At 31.6% G+C, this 18443-nt stretch carries 17 protein-coding genes; 14 read left to right on the top strand and 3 right to left on the bottom strand.

Features of this window, described 5'->3' with window-relative positions; genetic code table 11:
* The first annotated feature begins 37 nt into the window (after positions 1-37).
* Positions 38-775, top strand: a complete 738-nt coding sequence (locus Ollyesu_RS09275; RefSeq protein ID WP_279300945.1) for a glycosyltransferase family 2 protein — start codon at positions 38-40, stop codon at positions 773-775.
* A 72-nt stretch (positions 776-847) separates the two neighbouring features.
* Here the strand turns inward: Ollyesu_RS09275 and Ollyesu_RS09270 are convergent, their stop codons facing one another.
* On the bottom strand, positions 848-1546 hold the full coding sequence (locus Ollyesu_RS09270; RefSeq protein WP_279300944.1) for a polysaccharide deacetylase family protein: 699 nt from the start codon (positions 1544-1546) through the stop codon (positions 848-850).
* A gap of 101 nt (positions 1547-1647) precedes the next feature.
* Here Ollyesu_RS09270 and Ollyesu_RS09265 point away from each other — a divergent pair, with 101 nt between their 5' ends.
* Positions 1648-2394: a glycosyltransferase family 2 protein gene (locus tag Ollyesu_RS09265; RefSeq protein ID WP_279300943.1), complete on the top strand. Its 747-nt coding sequence runs from the start codon at positions 1648-1650 to the stop codon at positions 2392-2394.
* Positions 2395-3462 (top strand): glycosyltransferase family 1 protein, encoded by a 1068-nt coding sequence (locus tag Ollyesu_RS09260; RefSeq protein WP_279300942.1) that lies wholly within the window; start codon positions 2395-2397, stop codon positions 3460-3462.
* On the opposite strand, the gene Ollyesu_RS09255 is transcribed toward Ollyesu_RS09260, so the two are convergent.
* Both Ollyesu_RS09255 and Ollyesu_RS09250 read right to left on the bottom strand, forming a co-directional pair.
* Positions 3454-4398 (bottom strand): hypothetical protein, encoded by a 945-nt coding sequence (locus Ollyesu_RS09255; RefSeq protein ID WP_279300941.1) that lies wholly within the window; start codon positions 4396-4398, stop codon positions 3454-3456. The genes Ollyesu_RS09260 and Ollyesu_RS09255 overlap by 9 nt on opposite strands.
* A 3-nt stretch (positions 4399-4401) precedes the next feature.
* Entirely contained in the window at positions 4402-5355 is a 954-nt protein-coding gene (locus Ollyesu_RS09250; protein WP_279300940.1) for a hypothetical protein, read from the bottom strand.
* Positions 5356-5453: 98 nt separating this feature from the next.
* On the opposite strand from Ollyesu_RS09250, the gene Ollyesu_RS09245 reads away from it, so the two are divergent.
* From Ollyesu_RS09245 to Ollyesu_RS09195, 11 genes are all read left to right on the top strand, one after another.
* Positions 5454-6362 carry a glycosyltransferase family 2 protein gene (locus Ollyesu_RS09245; protein WP_279300939.1) on the top strand — a complete coding sequence of 303 codons (909 nt, stop codon included), beginning with the start codon at positions 5454-5456 and terminating at the stop codon, positions 6360-6362.
* 3 nt (positions 6363-6365) lie between these two features.
* On the top strand, positions 6366-7127 hold the full coding sequence (locus tag Ollyesu_RS09240) for an FkbM family methyltransferase (protein ID WP_279300938.1): 762 nt from the start codon (positions 6366-6368) through the stop codon (positions 7125-7127).
* Positions 7128-7135: 8 nt separating this feature from the next.
* Complete coding sequence (locus Ollyesu_RS09235) at positions 7136-7696, top strand: L-threonylcarbamoyladenylate synthase (RefSeq protein WP_279300937.1); 561 nt, start codon at positions 7136-7138, stop codon at positions 7694-7696.
* 8 nt (positions 7697-7704) lie between these two features.
* Positions 7705-9120 (top strand): HD domain-containing protein, encoded by a 1416-nt coding sequence (locus Ollyesu_RS09230; protein WP_279300936.1) that lies wholly within the window; start codon positions 7705-7707, stop codon positions 9118-9120.
* Between the two features lie 5 nt (positions 9121-9125).
* Positions 9126-9575 (top strand): GNAT family N-acetyltransferase, encoded by a 450-nt coding sequence (locus Ollyesu_RS09225; RefSeq protein ID WP_279300935.1) that lies wholly within the window; start codon positions 9126-9128, stop codon positions 9573-9575.
* 13 nt (positions 9576-9588) lie between these two features.
* Positions 9589-10605, top strand: a complete 1017-nt coding sequence (locus Ollyesu_RS09220) for a COX15/CtaA family protein (protein ID WP_279300934.1) — start codon at positions 9589-9591, stop codon at positions 10603-10605.
* 39 nt (positions 10606-10644) lie between these two features.
* Positions 10645-11160 carry a hypothetical protein gene (locus Ollyesu_RS09215; RefSeq protein WP_279300933.1) on the top strand — a complete coding sequence of 172 codons (516 nt, stop codon included), beginning with the start codon at positions 10645-10647 and terminating at the stop codon, positions 11158-11160.
* A gap of 118 nt (positions 11161-11278) precedes the next feature.
* Positions 11279-12187, top strand: a complete 909-nt coding sequence (locus Ollyesu_RS09210; protein ID WP_279300932.1) for an ATP-binding cassette domain-containing protein — start codon at positions 11279-11281, stop codon at positions 12185-12187.
* A gap of 21 nt (positions 12188-12208) precedes the next feature.
* Positions 12209-13045 carry an ABC transporter permease gene (locus tag Ollyesu_RS09205; RefSeq protein WP_279300931.1) on the top strand — a complete coding sequence of 279 codons (837 nt, stop codon included), beginning with the start codon at positions 12209-12211 and terminating at the stop codon, positions 13043-13045.
* Positions 13046-13124: 79 nt separating this feature from the next.
* Positions 13125-16460 (top strand): T9SS type B sorting domain-containing protein, encoded by a 3336-nt coding sequence (locus Ollyesu_RS09200; RefSeq protein ID WP_279300930.1) that lies wholly within the window; start codon positions 13125-13127, stop codon positions 16458-16460.
* A 32-nt stretch (positions 16461-16492) separates the two neighbouring features.
* Positions 16493-18331, top strand: a complete 1839-nt coding sequence (locus Ollyesu_RS09195) for a gliding motility-associated C-terminal domain-containing protein (RefSeq protein WP_279300929.1) — start codon at positions 16493-16495, stop codon at positions 18329-18331.
* Positions 18332-18443 lie beyond the last annotated feature (112 nt).

The raw sequence follows: 18443 nt of genomic DNA, 5'->3' as shown, positions 1-18443 counted from the left end.
TAAAATTATTAATGTAAATTTGCACTTTACGTTTTAAATGAAAACACTAACTGTTATTATTCCTACTTATAATGAGGAAAACTACCTTGAAAATGCCTTACGTTCTGTACGTTTTGCAGATCAAATTATTGTAGTGGACTCTATGAGTACTGATAAAACAGTTGAGATTGCAGAACGTTACAATTGTCAAGTGTTATCCCGTAAATTTGATAATTTTTCGAATCAGAAAAATCATGCGTTACAATATGCAACAGGCGAATGGATTTTGTTTATTGATGCTGACGAGCGTATCCCAAACGCCTTAAAGCAAGAAATTATAGCAGCAATGGACAGCAACAAACATGCTGGTTACAAGCTTAATTTTCCGCATTTTTATATGAATCGGTTTTTGTATAACCATAGTGACAACGTTACTAGATTAGTTAAACGTGACAACTGTAAATTTGAAGGATTGGTACACGAAAAATTAATTGTTGAAGGTACCATTGGACAACTTAAAAACCCAGTACTGCACTTTACCTACAAAGGTTTACTGCATTATATAAGCAAAAAGGATAGCTACGCTTGGTTTCAGGCAGAGCAACTACTAAAAAAAGGAAAAAAAGCAAACTATTTTCATTTAGCTTTTAAACCCTTTTATCGTTTTTTTAGTAGCTATATTTTACGTCGTGGGTTTATGGATGGGATTCCTGGATTAGCAGTTGCTAGTATTAATGCTTATGGTGTATTTTCTAGATATGTAAAGTTGATGTTGTTACAGAGAGGGATTAAATAGTAGTTAGGTATTAGGGATTAGAGAAAAGGGAAAAGGGAAAAACAATCAAAACTCCTACTTTTAAACTTTTAACTAAAATAAACGCTTCCCCTTCTTCAACTTGCGCTTAAACGTTTTCAAACTATCCTCTCCTTTAATATCTAAACGTTGTATTTCGTAATGATTTTTAAACGGAAATCTATTCACTCTATTTCCAATACGTAAACCATAAGCAATATTATTTTCTTTTAAACACTTAAAAAAAGCATGTTGCTCCTCTCCTGCTTTTGGGTATTTTCCATAAGGATACGCTAATGTATTATTGATATCTAGCTTATTTTCGACTATAAAATCTTTACATAAATCAAAGTCTTTTTGTATGGCTTCAAGAGATAGTTGATCATAACGTTGATGCGCAAAACTGTGTAAACCAAGTTCGATTACTTCACTGTCTAAAGACTGTAATTGTGCAACAGACATTATAGGTTCTACACCTTCATCCCAAGTATTTACACCTCCAACATATTTAAACGGTATGTAAAAACATGCTTTTAAATGGTGCTTTACAAACAATGGATAAGCCAATTCTAACTGATTGACATACACATCATCAAACGTTATAATCACCGCTTTTCCCGGAAAGTCTTTAGCAGAACTAAACTGCTGTAAATCTTTAAAATGAAGTGTGGTATAGCCTTCAGATTTTAAAAACAACAGTTGCTCTTCTAACTTTTGGACATCAATAGTTAAACCACGACTCTTACTAGATTGAGTGGTTACACTATGATACATTAAAATAGGAAGTTTTGGCACGTTGTTTTAAATTGAATACTCTGCACACAAATATATAAAGCCTAATGGTTATATTTGCCAAAAATCTGACTTTCTATAGCATGATAAGCGCTTTAGCTATTACATATAACGAAGAAGATAATATAGAACGCTATATTAAAAGCTTGTCTTTTGCAGATGAAATTATTATTGTAGACTCCTACAGCACAGATAATACGGAAGCACTTGCTAAACAACATAATGTAACTTTTGTTAAACGAAAATTTGATAATTTTTCTTCTCAAAAAAATTACGCAATGAGTTTAGCAAAACATGATTGGGTCACCTTTTTTGATTTAGATGAAATGATTCCTGAAGCATTAGCTGAAGAGATTATCACCACTGTACAATCCAACCCTAAAGAAAAAGCTTTTAGAGTAAAGCGCGATTTTCATTTTATGGGAAAACGTATTAAATATAGTGGTTTTCAAACTGATATTGCAGTGCGTTTATTTGATAAAAACTATTGTAAATACAATGGAAAACTAGTCCATGAAGCTATAGAAACTTCTGCTAAAATTGGTCTTTTAAAACAACACGTTAATCATCAAACGTATAAGGATTTTGATAGTTATAATGAAAAATTAAGTCTATACAGTAAATTACAAGCCGAAGCGTTATACAAAAAAAATGTACGTCCAAATTTATATCATTTTTTGTTTAGACCTTGGTATCGTTTTATGCATCAATATTTTTTGCGTTTAGGTTTTTTAGATGGTAAAGAGGGTTTTATAATTAGTTACGTGCATGCGTTTTCGGTATTTAAACGTTATATTCAGCTTTGGACTATGTACAGAAATATAGATTAAATGCAACAGGTTTTTTTAGAATCTCATAATATTAAAAACCAATTTAATGGTTTTGGACAATTTAATTATCATTTAATTAAAGGGTTACATCATGCCAATATTACAGATTTTAAAATGACATTGCATGCTAAAGATACCTCTGCATTAAAAGACGAATTTAGCGACTATTTTAACTATAAAACATACAAGTCTTTATCTAGACATCCTTTGTTTAGAATAAGAAAAAAATACGATGTTTGGCATAGTCTAAACCAAAATATAAAGATTGAACCTTATCATAAAATCCCATACGTTTTAACTGTACATGATGTCAATTTTATAAGTGAAGTCTCAAGTGATTTAAACCACAACACTAACAAACGTTTTATAGACAAACTTAATAGAAGTAGCGCCATAACGTACATTTCTGAATTTGCAAAAGCATCAACACATCAATATTTTGATGTACCAAAGGTTCCAGAATATGTTATACACAATGGTAATCCGTTAACAGAAGTATTAGATTTAAATAATACATCAATAAAGCCAGTAACTAAACGACCATATTTATTTTTTATTGGTGGATTAACCAAACGAAAAAACGTACATACATTAGTACAAATGCTAGAGTATTTACCAGATTTTGATTTGGTTTTAGCTGGAGATGCTTCAGGTAATTATGCTACAACAACTTTAGTAAATGCTATTGAGAAAACAAACACTAAAACGCGTGTGCATTTGTTAGGCAAACTAAATACTGAAGAAAAACAGTATTATTTTCAACAGTGTACTGCATTTGTATTTCCGTCGTTGCTCGAAGGTTTTGGAATACCTCCTATTGAGGCTATGCGATTTGGAAAACCTGTGTTTTTATCTAATTTAACCTCTCTACCAGAAATTGGTGGAGACAAAGCGTTTTATTGGGACAATTTTGATGCAAAAGATATGGCTTCAGTTTTTGAGAAAGGCATGCATCAATTTGAAACTAACAAACCAGAATACACTGAAGCTTACATAAAACGTGCGTTAAGTTTTAATTGGAATACCGCAGCACTGCAGTATGCTGATGTCTACAGAAGTTTATTGTAAATCAAACACTTTATTAATCCAGTAATTTAATCGATATTGGTTTAAAATCTCATCCTCTACTGGCACGTATGGTGAAGTAACAAAGTCTTCAGGGATTTCTATATTATCTTCATCAATAACCAAAATATTTTGAGGATGATAAAAATCGTAGTTAACAACATCTGCATTAGTAGTAATAAGCTTTTTACGATGTCCTAATGCTTCAAAAATTCTGAAAGATAAACCGACTTGCTCTTTGCGTTGGATTTCAATTATAATTTTTGATTTATTAATTTTTTTAGCCACCTCATCAACAGGAATTTGTTGATGTATAATGGTAAGGTATTCTGATGCTAAATCGTCTGGACCCAACACTAATATTTCTTTACTCCATTGTTTTTCATGAATGTATTTTGCTAAACGCTCCATAGCCTCATAACGATAATCATGAGTAGAAATATTAAAAAATAGTTGCTCATGATTAGTGTTTTCGCTTTCGTCAAATATATAGTTAGTTAAAAATTCTAGGTTATACTTGTCTACGTCTAACCTATCATAGCTATACACTTTGTCAAATAGCGGAATGATGTCCACTTTTTTAGGAAAACGTCTTGTGCTATCGTAGTAAAACGCTTGTAAAGACTTGGTTTGGGTTTTTAAATACTTTAAAGTTTTAGGCTTTAATAAATCTGGTCTGATTATAAAAATTAAATCCTGAGGGCCTAGTTGGTTAATTTTATTAATAATTACCGTATTAACGTGTTCCTTTTTTAAGTTTTTAGCTAAAAAGACTTTGGATAAAAAATTAACTATTTTATGTCCAAAATTTTTATACTTAAAAGTAAATTTATCAATTAAAACAATATCAGACTGTACACCTTCACGTAGGTTTAATTGTTGATCAATTTTTGTTAAATAACCAAGACTTGGTGGACCTACAATAAGTATTTTTTTCATTTATTAGTTTAAATTAAAGACACGCTTAACCCAATGTTCAATGGTATATTTCTCTAAAATATCTTCTGGAACTTCTACATATGGTGAGGTTACAAAATCGTCTGGTATAACAACATTGTCTGGATCTACAACCAATATATTTTGCGGGTTGTAAAAGTCGTAATTAACAACGTCTGTGTTAGAGGTTATCAGTTTCTTTTTTAGACCTAAGGATTCAAAAATCCTAAAGGATAATCCTATTTGGTTATTACGCTGTAGCTCGACAAGAATTTTAGATTTTTTAATTAAATCAATTGCTTCATCTACATAAATTATCTCATCAATCACATCTATTATACCTCTTCCTGCTTTTTCTTTTTTTGGATGGAACGACAAAAATTTAAGCGTCCAGCCTTTACTTTTTATATACTTTCCTAGGTTTTCTAATTGGGTAAATCTGTAATCATCATCATTACCAGAGATATTAAAAAATAAATACTCAGGATTAGGATTGATTTCTGATCTAGCGAAAATGTAATTAGTAATAAATTCAAAATTATATTTTTCGACATCTACTTTATCAAAACTGTATACTTTATCAAAAAAGTGAATAATATCCTGCTTTCTAGAAACACGTTGTGCGCTATCAAAATAAAAAGCATTAAAAACCTTAGTATGTTTTTTAATAAGCTTTAAAAAGCTATTGGATAAAAAATCTGGTCTGATAATTAAAACTTCGTCTTGTTTTCCTAATTTTTTGACATCTGTTTTTAAAAAGTAATAGGTCTTTTTTAAGTTAACACCAGTAAAAGTTTTTGATAAAAAATTAACTACTTTTTCTTTTTTATTTCTGTAACCAGCATACTCTAAAAACAATACACTAACCTCAACGTCATCATATTGTTCTAAAGCATTTATCATGTAATCTATGTATCCAAATGCTCTTGGACTAACAATTAAAATTTTTCTTTTACCCATGTTTTTGTTAATGTAAAACCACCTTTTTAAGTGGCACAAAAATAGAATATTTATTTAGTTTGATTTAAAATATACTAGCTTTCTTTACATTTGTGCTCATGAAGGACGTTTCGGTAATTATAATAAACTATAATACTTCAAAGTACACATTAAAATGTATTGCATCTGTATTTGAATATACTGACGCATCTATATCTTTTGAAGTGATTGTTGTTGACAACAACTCTACTAGTGAAGACTATAATTACTTAAAAGAAAACATGCCAAACAAGCCTAACGTGTCCTTAACCAGAAGCATCATAAACACTGGGTTTGGAGGTGGAAATATGCATGGTGCACAGTTGGCAAATGGCAAGTATCTACTGTTTTTAAATAACGATGCATTTTTAAAAAATGACTGTTTATCTATTTTGCTAAAATTTATGGATGCACTCCCAAAAGCTGGTGTTGCAACTGCACAAAACTATGATGGTAAGGGCAATCATGTGGTGTCTTTTGATCATAATAAAGGGATTCGAAAATTAATATTAGGACGTAGTTTTTTAGAGAAAAATTTCCCGAAGCAACATCCAAAACGTAAACAAGAATACACCAATCCTGTTAGTGTTAACTTTGTAAACGGAGCCTTTATGTTTTTTAAAACGGAAGTTTTCGCAAATGCTGGTGGATTTGACACTAATATCTTTTTATATTTTGAAGAAATGGATATTTGTTACAGACTACAAAAGCTTGGATATAAAAGCTATCTAGTACCTGAAGCAAAAATAACGCATCATCAAGGTGCTAGTACTGGTACTTCTAAAGTAATTAGTAAAGAAGGGTTGATATCTCATATGTATGTGATTAAAAAAAATTATTCATATTTAAAATATTTATTTATAAAATATTATTACTGTTTGACATTTATTATAAAACCAAAAAAATGGTTTATGTTAAACACTATACTTAGAGGCGCACCATTAAGTGACTCCTTAAAACAATCTCAAAAAATCACTTTCATAAAATAACATATGCTAACTCAATTAAAACTTATAAAAACTATAAAAGGAAATTTTTCTTTCTGGGAAGCGATTAAATTATTTAAAGCTTTAAAAAACGAAACAGAAGAAGTGTATTTACCTAAAAGAAAACGAACCCTTTATTTTAGAAAAAACACTAAAGATTTTGAAACGTTTGAAGAAGTTTTTGTCTCAAAAATATATGACGTTATATTAACTTTTGAACCAAAAACTATCATTGATGCTGGTGCCAACACAGGGTTTTCATCTTTGTTTTTTAAGTTTCAATATCCAGAAGCCAATATTGTAGCTTTAGAAATTGATAAAGAAAACATAAATATGATTGCTAAAAACCTTAAAGGTTTTGAAGGTGTAGATATTATGGAAAGAGGGCTTTTTAGCGAGCATTCCTTTTTTAAAGTAGAAGATCCATACAATGCTACAAATAGCTTTGTTATGAAAAAGGTTAATAAAGATCAAGACTATGACATAGAATCCATTACCATAGATCAAATTATGGAACAAAAACAATGGGATACTGTTGACATTTTAAAAATAGATATTGAGGGTTCAGAAAAAGAATTATTTGAATCTAACTACCAGTCATGGCTTCCTAAAGTAAAAGTGATTTATATAGAGACACACGATAGGATGATTACTAAATGTGCTTATACTGTTATTAATGCAATCAATCAATTTGATGATTTCATTTTATACACAACAACAGAGGGCACACTTATTTTTTTCAACAAAGCACTAATGAGAATACCATAAAAACTGCTATGCAATCTCAAATAGAAAAAGCACTTGATGTTTTAAAACAAGGTGGACTAATCTTATATCCAACAGATACTGTTTGGGGTATTGGTTGCGATGCGACTAATGCCAATGCGGTCAGAAAAGTGTATCAACTAAAACAAAGAGACGATTCTAAAGCGCTAATTTGCTTAGTAAATAATTACAGCATGTTAGAACGTTATGTAGACAATGTCCCAAAAATCGCCTACACCATATTAGATATTGCTGTCCAACCTACTACAGTAATATATGATGCACCAGCAGGAATTGCAGAAAATTTAGTTGCAGAAGATAACACATTAGCTATTCGTATTCCAGATCACCAATTCTGTCAAAAATTGATTAAATATTTTGGTAAACCCATTGTATCTACCTCAGCTAATATTGCTGGTCAACCTACTCCAAAATCCTTTAAAGAAATAGACGATGCTATTTTAAAAGGTGTGGATTATGTCGTAAATTTGCAAAGCGAAAATAAAAATGCAAAACCATCAACTATCATTAAATTATCTAATAGTGGTGAAGTCAAAATTATTCGTGAGTAAATTTAAAAATGAATTACAAACAAGCCTTACAACATCCAATATTCAAAACCATATCACAAGCCTCTAAAAACTTAAATTTAGACAGCTATGTTATTGGTGGTTTTGTTCGTGATTTCATATTAAATAGAGGTGATGCTAAAGATATAGATATTGTTGCAGTAGGAAGCGGAATTGACCTTGCCAAAGCAGTTGCAAAACTATTACCCAATCAACCTAAAGTACAGGTGTTTAAAACGTATGGTACTGCTATGTTGCGTTACAATGATATTGAAGTTGAATTTGTTGGTGCACGAAAAGAATCTTACAACGAAGATAGCCGAAACCCAATAGTAGAAAATGGAACCTTAGAAGACGATCAAAATCGTCGTGACTTTACCATCAACGCATTAGCGTTAAGTTTATCCGAAACTGATTTTGGATATTTATTAGACCCTTTTAATGGTATACAGGATTTAGACAATAAGATTATTAGAACTCCTCTAAATCCAGATATTACTTACAGTGACGATCCATTACGTATGATGAGAGCAATACGGTTTGCTACACAACTGGATTTTGTGATTGAAGAAGAATCGCTTAATGCTATATCTAGAAATAACGAACGTATTAAGATTATTACTAAAGAGCGTATTGTTGTTGAGCTAAACAAAATCTTAGAGAGTCCAATACCATCCAAAGGATTATTATTATTAGAAAAAACTGGATTACTAAAACATTTTTTACCAGAATTGACCAATCTTAAAGGGATAGATGAAGTCGAAGGTCAAACCCATAAGGACAACTTTTACCACACCTTGGAAGTGGTAGATAATATCGCTAAAAACACAGACAATCTTTGGCTACGTTGGGCAGCATTATTACACGATATTGGCAAAGCACCAACCAAACGATTTAGTAAAAAAGTAGGTTGGACGTTTCATGGACATGAATTTGAAGGCTCTAAAATGGTATATCATTTATTTAAGCGTTTAAAAATGCCTTTAAATGATAAAATGAAATTTGTCCAAAAACTCGTGTTTATGAGCTCTAGACCTATCGTTTTAGCACAAGATATAGTTACAGACTCTGCTGTGCGCAGATTGGTTTTTGATGCTGGAGATTATGTAGATGATTTAATGACGCTTTGTGAAGCAGATATCACTACCAAAAATCCAAAACGTTTCGAAAAATACCATAACAATTTTAAAATTGTTAGAGATAAAATAATTGAAGTTGAAGAAAAAGATCATGTACGTAATTTTCAACCACCAGTTTCTGGAGAAGAAATCATGAAAACCTTTAATCTTAAACCTTCAAAAGAAATTGGAATTATTAAAGAAGCTATTAAAGAAGCTATTTTAGACGGTATTATACCTAACGAGCATGAAGCTGCTTATAATTTAATGCTAAAAAAAGGTGAAGCTTTAGGTTTAACTAAAAGTTAAAAATAATGTTAGAGCTAGTTAAAACAGATTCTAATAATCCAGACTTTGTTAATCTGGTCAAGCAATTGGATAGTTATTTAAAGGTAACCGATGGTGACGAGCATGATTTTTATAACCAATTTAATAGTATAGACAATATAAAATATACTGTTGTAGCCTATTTAGATACTACTCCTGTGGGTTGTGGTGCTTTTAAACCATATGAAGAGGATACTGTAGAAATCAAACGTATGTTTACTACAGAAGCTACTAGAAGTCAAGGTATTGCTTCGGCTATATTAAAAACATTAGAAGATTGGGCAAAATCTTTAGGTTATAAAAATTGCATATTAGAAACTGGCATAAGACAAGTTGAGGCTGTAAATTTTTATAAAAAATGTAATTATCTAATTATCGACAATTACGGTCAATATAAAGGTGTAAAAAATAGTCTTTGTTTTAAAAAAGAATTGTAAAAGAAAAAAGAAAATGAAAAAGGATAACAAAAAAGTCATTTATTGGCTATTAACGGGTTGCGTACTAATTTTTATAATGGTTATTGTTGGCGGAATTACAAGATTAACCCATTCTGGTTTATCAATATCTAATTACAAATTAATTTCTGGAACCATTCCGCCTATGAACGAAGTAGAATGGCAGGAAGCTTTTGATTTATATAAACAGTATCCAGAATACCAAAAACTAAATACCAACTTTACTTTAGAAGACTTTAAAGGTATTTATTTCTGGGAGTGGATCCATCGTGTGATTGGTCGTGTGATTGGTTTGGTATTTTTCATACCTTTCTTGTTCTTTCTATTCACAAAACAACTCACTAAACCCACCATTAAAAAATCAATTATATTAATGTGCTTAGGTGCTTTGCAAGGGTTTTTAGGTTGGTATATGGTTAAAAGCGGATTGGTAGATAGACCAGATGTTAGTCATTACAGACTAGCTATGCACTTAACAACAGCATTTATAACGTTTGCAGCGACATTTTGGGTAGCTTTAGATTTGATGTTTCCGTTTAACAAAATCGTTAATACTAGATTTAAACGTTTAGTCAGATTAGGTATGCTAGTACTACTCATTCAGATTATCTACGGTGCTTTTGTTGCTGGTTTAGATGCAGGTTGGGTACATAACCATTGGCCAATGATGAGTGAAGGCAAATTTATTCACGAAAGTGTATATTTAGAAAGAGAAACTCTTTTTGCTAATTTAACAGAAGGTAAAAGTGGTGTTCAGTTTGTTCATAGAATACTAGCTTATGTTGTGGTTGCTTTTATCCTTTTAATTTATTTTAAAGGCAAAAAATATATCGAAACCAATTATCAAAGAAAAGCCTTAAACCTAATGTTAGGTCTGGTGTTTTTACAATTTATTTTAGGTGTTTTTACGTTACTATTACAAGTTCCTGTATGGCTTGGTGTAGTTCATCAAGTTGGTGCCTTTTTATTGCTAACAGCTATGACATTTACCTTACATCGTTTTAGTAAATAAACCTTAAAAAATGTATCTTTACACCCTTATATTTAAGTTATGATATACAGATTTAGAGTTATTCTAGACAACGATACAGAAGAAGATATCTTCAGGGATTTTGAAATTCGCGAAAGCGATACCATGGAAGATTTACATAACGTTATTACACAATGTTTTGGATTTGACGGTACAGAAATGGCATCGTTTTATTTAAGTGATGACGAATGGAATCAAGGCGAAGAGATTAGTTTGTTTGATATGAGTGATGGTTTAAATCAAGTTAGATTGATGAATGAAACAACAATCTCTGACACTGTACATGAAGCACAAACTAAACTAATTTATGTCTATGACTTTATGAGCATGTGGACCTTTTTTGTAGAGCTTGCAGAAATCGTAGACACTGCTGAAGGCGTAGACTATCCAAATCTTATGTATGTGCAAGGTCAAGTACCTACTGAAGCACCTGATAAAATTTTTGAAGTAGATAGTGATGATAGCTTTGATGAATTTGATGACGATTTTGATATTGACGATTATGATAACCTAGACTTTGAAGAAAATTGGAATTAATCAATCCATCTAAAATTATATTAAAGCATCCTGTAATTAGGATGCTTTTTTATTTCTAATTGTAACAAAAAACAATAATAATCGTCTTACTTTTAAACCAATCAAAAAACCAATCATCTTGGAAACTATTCTTAGCATTAGTAATCTTACTAAAAAATATGGCAGCCTGACTGCTGTTAACAATTTATCTTTCACCATTCAAAAGGGCAATGTTTATGGTATCTTAGGACCTAACGGAAGCGGTAAATCAACCACATTAGGTATTACATTAAACGTTGTCAACGAAACTAGTGGAAGTTTTAACTGGTTTGATGGACAAACCTCTACACACAATGCGTTAAAAAAAGTTGGTGCTATTATAGAGCGCCCAAATTTTTATCCATACATGTCTGCTTACAAAAACTTAAAACTAGTTTGTAAAATTAAGGACATAAGTGAAGATAAAATTGACGAAAAACTAGAACTAGTTGGACTTTTAGATAGAAAAAACAGCAAGTTTAAAACCTTCTCTTTAGGTATGAAACAACGTTTGGCAATTGCATCTGCATTACTAAACGATCCAGAGATTTTAATATTAGACGAACCCACAAATGGTTTAGATCCTCAAGGGATTCATCAAATTAGAGCGTTAATTAAAGACATAGCTAGTCAAGGCACAACTATTTTACTAGCCTCACATTTATTGGATGAAGTAGAAAAAGTATGCTCCCACGTTGTAGTGTTAAGAAAAGGTCACAAACTATATGAAGGTCCAGTGGACCAAATGATTTCCAGTAATGGTTTTTTTGAATTAAAAAGTGACGACAATCAAGCACTCATAAACTACCTAGCATCACATCCAAACATTAAAGACACCAAAGTTTTAGACGGATTAGTAACAGCCTTTTTGGATGCTCCAATGTCTGCATCTGCATTTAATAAAGAGTTACTAAATAATGGGATTATTTTATCCCACTTAGTACTAAGAAAAGAAAGTTTAGAAGAGCAATTTCTTCAGCTTACAGACAACCTAAACGACGCCAACTAATCCACCAAAAAAACTTCAATCATGTTACGACTTTTAAATATAGAATTTATAAAACTTTGGAATAATAGATCTAGCAAAATATTAATACTAGCCTATTTTATTTTATTAACTTCAATAGCACTAATTGCTGCTATAAAATTTGATATTGGACCTGTTAAATTTCATCTAGCAGATCAAGGTATTTTTGATTTTCCATACATCTGGCATTTTAATACGTATGTTGCTGGTACATTAAAATTTTTCCTCGCCATAGTCATTGTATCTATGATGGCTAATGAATATAGTAATAAAACCATCAAACAAAATTTAATAGATGGATTAAGTAAAAAAGAGTTTATCGCTTCAAAGTTTGTAACAGTTTCAGCTTTTGCATTAATATCAACCCTTTTTGTATTTATCATCACATTAATTTTAGGGTTGTCATTTTCTGATAATACTGAAGCCTACCATGTGTTTTCAGATACTGAGTATTTACTAGCCTTTTTTGTAAAATTAGTAGGCTTTTTCTCAATCTGTTTATTTTTAGGAATTTTAGTTAAACGATCCGCTTTTGCATTAGGGTTTTTATTTGTGTGGTACATTATTGAAAAAATTGCATATGGCTTATTACGATGGGAAATAACCGCAACAGAACATAGTTGGGAAAATATCACACGCTTCTTCCCATTAGAATCTATGTCTAATTTAATTAAAGAACCAGCTACTAGATTGGGAGCTGCTAAAGAACTAGCAAAACAAGTTGGTGAAGAATTTAGCTTTGATTATGCTGTACATTGGTATGAAATAGCTATAGTATTAGTATGGACCGCCTTATTTATTTATTGGTCTTATATCTTATTGAAAAAAAGAGATTTATAAATCGTATTAACTTTTTAACATCCTGGACTAATATTTAAAAAATTTTTATAATATCTTTACTAGCTATTGCTAAACAAACATGAAAAAGATATTATTAATCGTTACACTTCTATGTAGCTACAGTTTTGTGGCTCAAAACGAAGCTGCCAATTGGTATTTTGGTAATAATGCTGGTATAAATTTTGACACTAATACCAATGCAGTTACAGCAGTTTTAGACGGACAATTAGCAACAGATGAAGGCTGTACAAGCATTTCTGATGGCAATGGAGACCTGCTATTTTATACAGATGGAATAACGGTTTACAATCAAAACCATGCCATTATGCCAAATGGTAATAGTTTAAAAGGAAATCCTTCTAGTACCCAATCTGCTATCATTATTCCTAAACCTGCAGACTCTGATATTTATTATATTTTTACAGTAGATACCGAATTTCAAAATACTACAGATGAAGGGTTTCATTTCTCTGAAGTTGATATGACTTTAGATGGTGGTTTAGGTGATGTTACTTCTAATAAAAATATTAATCTTTTAGCTAATACGTCTGAAAAATTAAGTGCTGTACTAAAAGATTGTCAATCTGAAAACATTTGGGTTATTACTTTAGCAGACCAATCTGGTGGAGAAAACAATAACACCTTTTATGCTTACGAGGTTACAGCTACAGGTGTCAATACTACACCAGTAGTTTCAGCATTTCCTAACTTGTTTATTACAGAACGAAGAGGATATTTAAAACTATCTCCTGATGGAACTAAAATAGCGTGTGCTAATATTGGGGAAGGATTATATCTTTTCGATTTTGATACTGCAACGGGTTTAGTATCTAATCCTGAAGAATTAAACATTAATATTTCTCCACAAGGAAAACCACAATCGTCTTATGGGATAGAATTTTCACCAAATAACAATTTGTTATATGTGACAACTTATTATCAAACGCCTCAAAACGAATTTAATGATGCTAGCTCTCAATATGGTGCGTTATTACAATACGATTTAACTGCAGGTGACATTAACGCTATTAGTGCTTCTGAACAAGTTATTGACGAACGTATCATGTACAGAAGCGCCTTACAATTAGGTCCTGATGGTAAAATTTACAGAACTTTAAGTGCTACTTATACCCAAGGAACCCCATTTTTAAGCGTCATAAACAACCCAAACAACATTGGCCAAGGTGCAGGTTACCAACATGCTGTTATAGATTTATTAAACAGAAATGCTAGACAAGGTCTGCCACCTTTTATCTCCTCATTTTTCTCAGAAAAAATTGATATTATTCCTACAGACACAACCAATACAGTAAACTTACCTTTGTGTATTGGTGAAGATTACACGTTAATTGCTGAAGATATCCCTGGTGCAACTTACACTTGGACACAAGATGAGATGCCAATTCCAACTCCTGCTGTACCTAATGAACTACTCATAAATGCAGATGGAAATTACGAGGTTTTAATAGACCTAAACAATGGTGATTGTGATACTAAAGAAGGACAAGCAATTGTGACTTATTATGAGGTTCCAGTTGCCACACAACCTAATAATATAGTTATTTGTGATGATGATAATGATGCCACTTCATCATTTGACTTCTCTACTCAGGATATGATGATATTGGACGGTCAAGATGCTTCTGTGTTTAGTATACAATATTACAGCTCTCAAGCAGATGCAGATTTAGATCAAAATCAATTACCAAATCCATACACTAATACCAACGCTCAAGAACCTATTTTTGCTAGAATATTTAATAGTCAAAATCCTAATTGCTATGACACAACTAGTTTTAATATTGAAGTGTATAATACACCAACAATAGGAACGTTAACAGATTTTGTGGATTGTGATGACACTTCAGATGGAGATGATACTAACGGTCAAACGACTATTGACTTGTCAAGCTATAATACAGAAGTTTACAATGGTCAAAATACCATGCTATATGATATTTCTTATCATAATTCGCAAATTGATGCTGATACAGGTAATAATCCTCTACCTAATAATTATTACAACACAACTCCAATAAACGAAACTATTTTTGTACGATTAGAAAACGTAAATAATGCAACTTGTTTTGACACTGGCAGTTTTACAATAACTATTAATCCAGTTCCAGAAGCATTTGATGCGTTATTATTTCAATGTGATGAAGATGGAATTTCTGATGGTTTTACCACCTTTAATTTAACCGAAGCTATTCCAGACTTAACTAATAATGCAGCAGACAGAACGGTAGAATTTTACGATACTTTGGCTGAAGCCCAAACAGAAACTAATCCTATAAATGGAAATGCATACAGCAACGCTAGCAATCCACAAGTATTATATGCTGTAGTCGCTAATTCTATAACTGGGTGTACTTCTATATCTGAGTTAACATTAGAAGTCAGTTCAACACAAACTAACGACTATGTTGCACCTCCCGTTTGTGACGAATTGGGTTCTGAAGATGGGATTAACACCTTTAATCTTAACGATTTCTCTACAGATATGTTAGCAGGTTTACCAGCAGACATCACCATTAGTTATTACGAAACGTATAATGATGCACTTTTGGAAACTAATGCATTACCAACATTATATGATAATACTACACCTTACAGTCAAATTATTTATGCTAGAGCAGAAAATGATAATGCCTGTTACGGAATTAACGAAGTGTTATTAACCATTAATCCATTACCAGAATTATCAAATGATGAAACTATTATTTATTGTTTAAATGAGTTTCCTACAACAATCGAGTTAACCGCATCCAACCCAATAAACAATAACTATTTTTACAATTGGTCTACTGGTGAAACCACTGCAACCATTGAAGTGAATTCTATAGGTTCTTATACTGTTACTGCAACCACAGTAGAGGGTTGCTCTAAAACAAAGACTATAGTAATTGAACCTTCAAATATTGCAACTATTGAAGATATACAAGTTATTGATGGAAGTTTAACCAACAATCTGGTTACAGTAATTGTTTCTGGTGAAGGCGAGTATCAATTTGAACTTGTTGATGCTGAAGGCGTGTCTTCAGGATTTCAAACTAGCAATGTATTTACCTTTGTAAAACCTGGTATTTATTCGGTAAACGTTAGAGATATAAAAAATAATTGTGGTACTGTAGATCAATTATTTTCAGTTATTGGTTTTCCTTTATATTTCACACCAAATAACGATGGTCAAAATGACTACTGGCAAGTGTATGGTGTGTCTACACAGTTCCAGCCAAATTCAGTCATTCAGATATTTGATAGGTATGGAAAATTATTAAAAGAGTTTACGCCTTCAAGCCTAGGATGGGATGGTACGTTTAATGGATTGCCAATGCCAACTAATGACTACTGGTTTTCTGTAAAGCTTCAAGATGGTAGGATTTACAAAAGCCATTTCACTTTAAAACGTTAGTAATTTGTATTTTTAAGCAAAACCATTATCAAATGAAACGTCAATGTTTTGCTTTATTGATTGTAGCAGTCAGCTTTTTAAAAGTCAATGCACAAGACATTACGTTGTTTCAACAATTTAATGGTCGATACGATTATCTAGCGATTGGAAACACACTAAATCAAGCAGAAAATAATTTGTCTCAAGCCTTTTGCGAGATATTACCATCGTCTCAAGCGACACTAACATTACCAGCAAATACTACCATTTTGTCTGCCTATTTATTCTGGTCAGGTTCTGGATCTGGTGATACAGAAGTAACTTTTAACTCTACTCCTATTACTGCAGAAGACACGTTTACTGTAGAATATAATGCTGGAATTAACGGACTACTCACCTATTTTGCGAGTTATGCAGAGGTCACTAATCAAATCATTACAGAAGGTGATGGTGTGTATACTTTTGAAGACTTAGATATATCTAACGTTTTAGCCAATACACCTGGATATTGTAATAACAGGACCAATTATGCAGGTTGGAGTTTGTATGTTATTTATGAGGACGACACCTTACCTCTTAACCAAGTCAATTTATTTTTAGGATTGGAAATCATCAACGCTAATATTCAAGACAAAACCATTATTCTAGAAAATGTTAATGTATTAGATAACGATAATGCTAAAATTGGCTTTTTAGCATGGGAAGGTGATAACGCATTAAACTTTGGAGAATCCTTATCTATTAACGGAAATATATTATCCAATCCACCTTTAAATTTACCAGATAATGCCTTTAACGGAACTAATAGTTTTACCAATGCAACCGATTTTTATAATGCCGACTTAGATGTCTACGACATTGAAAACAACATTCAAATTGGTGATACAGAAGTCGTTATTAATCTAACCACAGGAGCAACTGATAGTAACGGAGTATTTAGAGCAGATTTAATAATCATTAATAATATTATAACTGTTTTAAACAGTCAATTACCTGATGCTACAATTGTGTTAAACGCTTACGATGTGGCTTGTGCTAACAGAGTGGTCTCTTTAGATTATACTGTTTTTAATACTAATAGCACAGCTACTTTACCAGCCAACACGCCTATTGCTTTTTTTATTGATGATGTTTTGATAGCTCAAACCATTACCAATAATGATATCCCTATTGGTGGCTCAGAAAATAATCAAATTGATATAACCATTCCAAACACTATTCCTGATGTATTTATTATTGAAATTGAAGTCGATAATGATGGTTCAAATATGGGAATTGTTACTGAAACTAATGAGGTAAATAATGAGACTTTTGAGTTGATAGAACTCATTCCACTTCCAGAAACCATTCAATTACAGCCTATTACAGCATGTGATGAAGGGTTTAATAAAGCAACTTTTAACTTAACCGAAGCGTTAGACCAAATTAACCAAAACGAATATATAAGCTTCACATTTTTTGAATCTTTAGATGCTATTGTAACTGATAATAGCATCCTTAATCCTACGGATTATTTTTCAAATACAACACCTCAAACCCTTTATATAACAGCAGAAACTAATGTCTGTTTTGACATTTTCGTGTTTGACTTACTCACAGAAAACTGTCCACCTTATGTTCCAGACGGATTTTCTCCAAACGAGGACAGCATTAATGATTTTTTCAATATTCAAGGTTTATATTCAGTCTTTGAAAATCACGAATTGCTTATATACAACCGTTATGGTACATTGGTGTTTAAAGGTGATGATAACACCAAATGGTATGGTCAGATTAATGAAGGATTAACTAATCAAGGAAAAACAGTTCCTGTAGGTACTTATTTTTATGTCTTAAATTTAAAAGACTCCAATTTTAAAATCCAAACGGGTTGGGTTTACGTAAACTATTAAGAGACAATTATTTAATTATAATCTTTTAATCGGTATAATTTGCATTTAATCGATTATTTGTTTACTATTGTACTTTAAACGATAAAATATGTTTTTTATCGTGATTTTAAAG

The organism is Olleya sp. YS, assembly GCF_029760915.1.
In the GTDB taxonomy this organism is placed as follows: Bacteria; Bacteroidota; Bacteroidia; order Flavobacteriales; family Flavobacteriaceae; genus Olleya.
The sequence above is the reverse complement of the archived record's forward strand: the minus strand, read 5'-3'. Positions and strand labels throughout refer to the sequence as shown.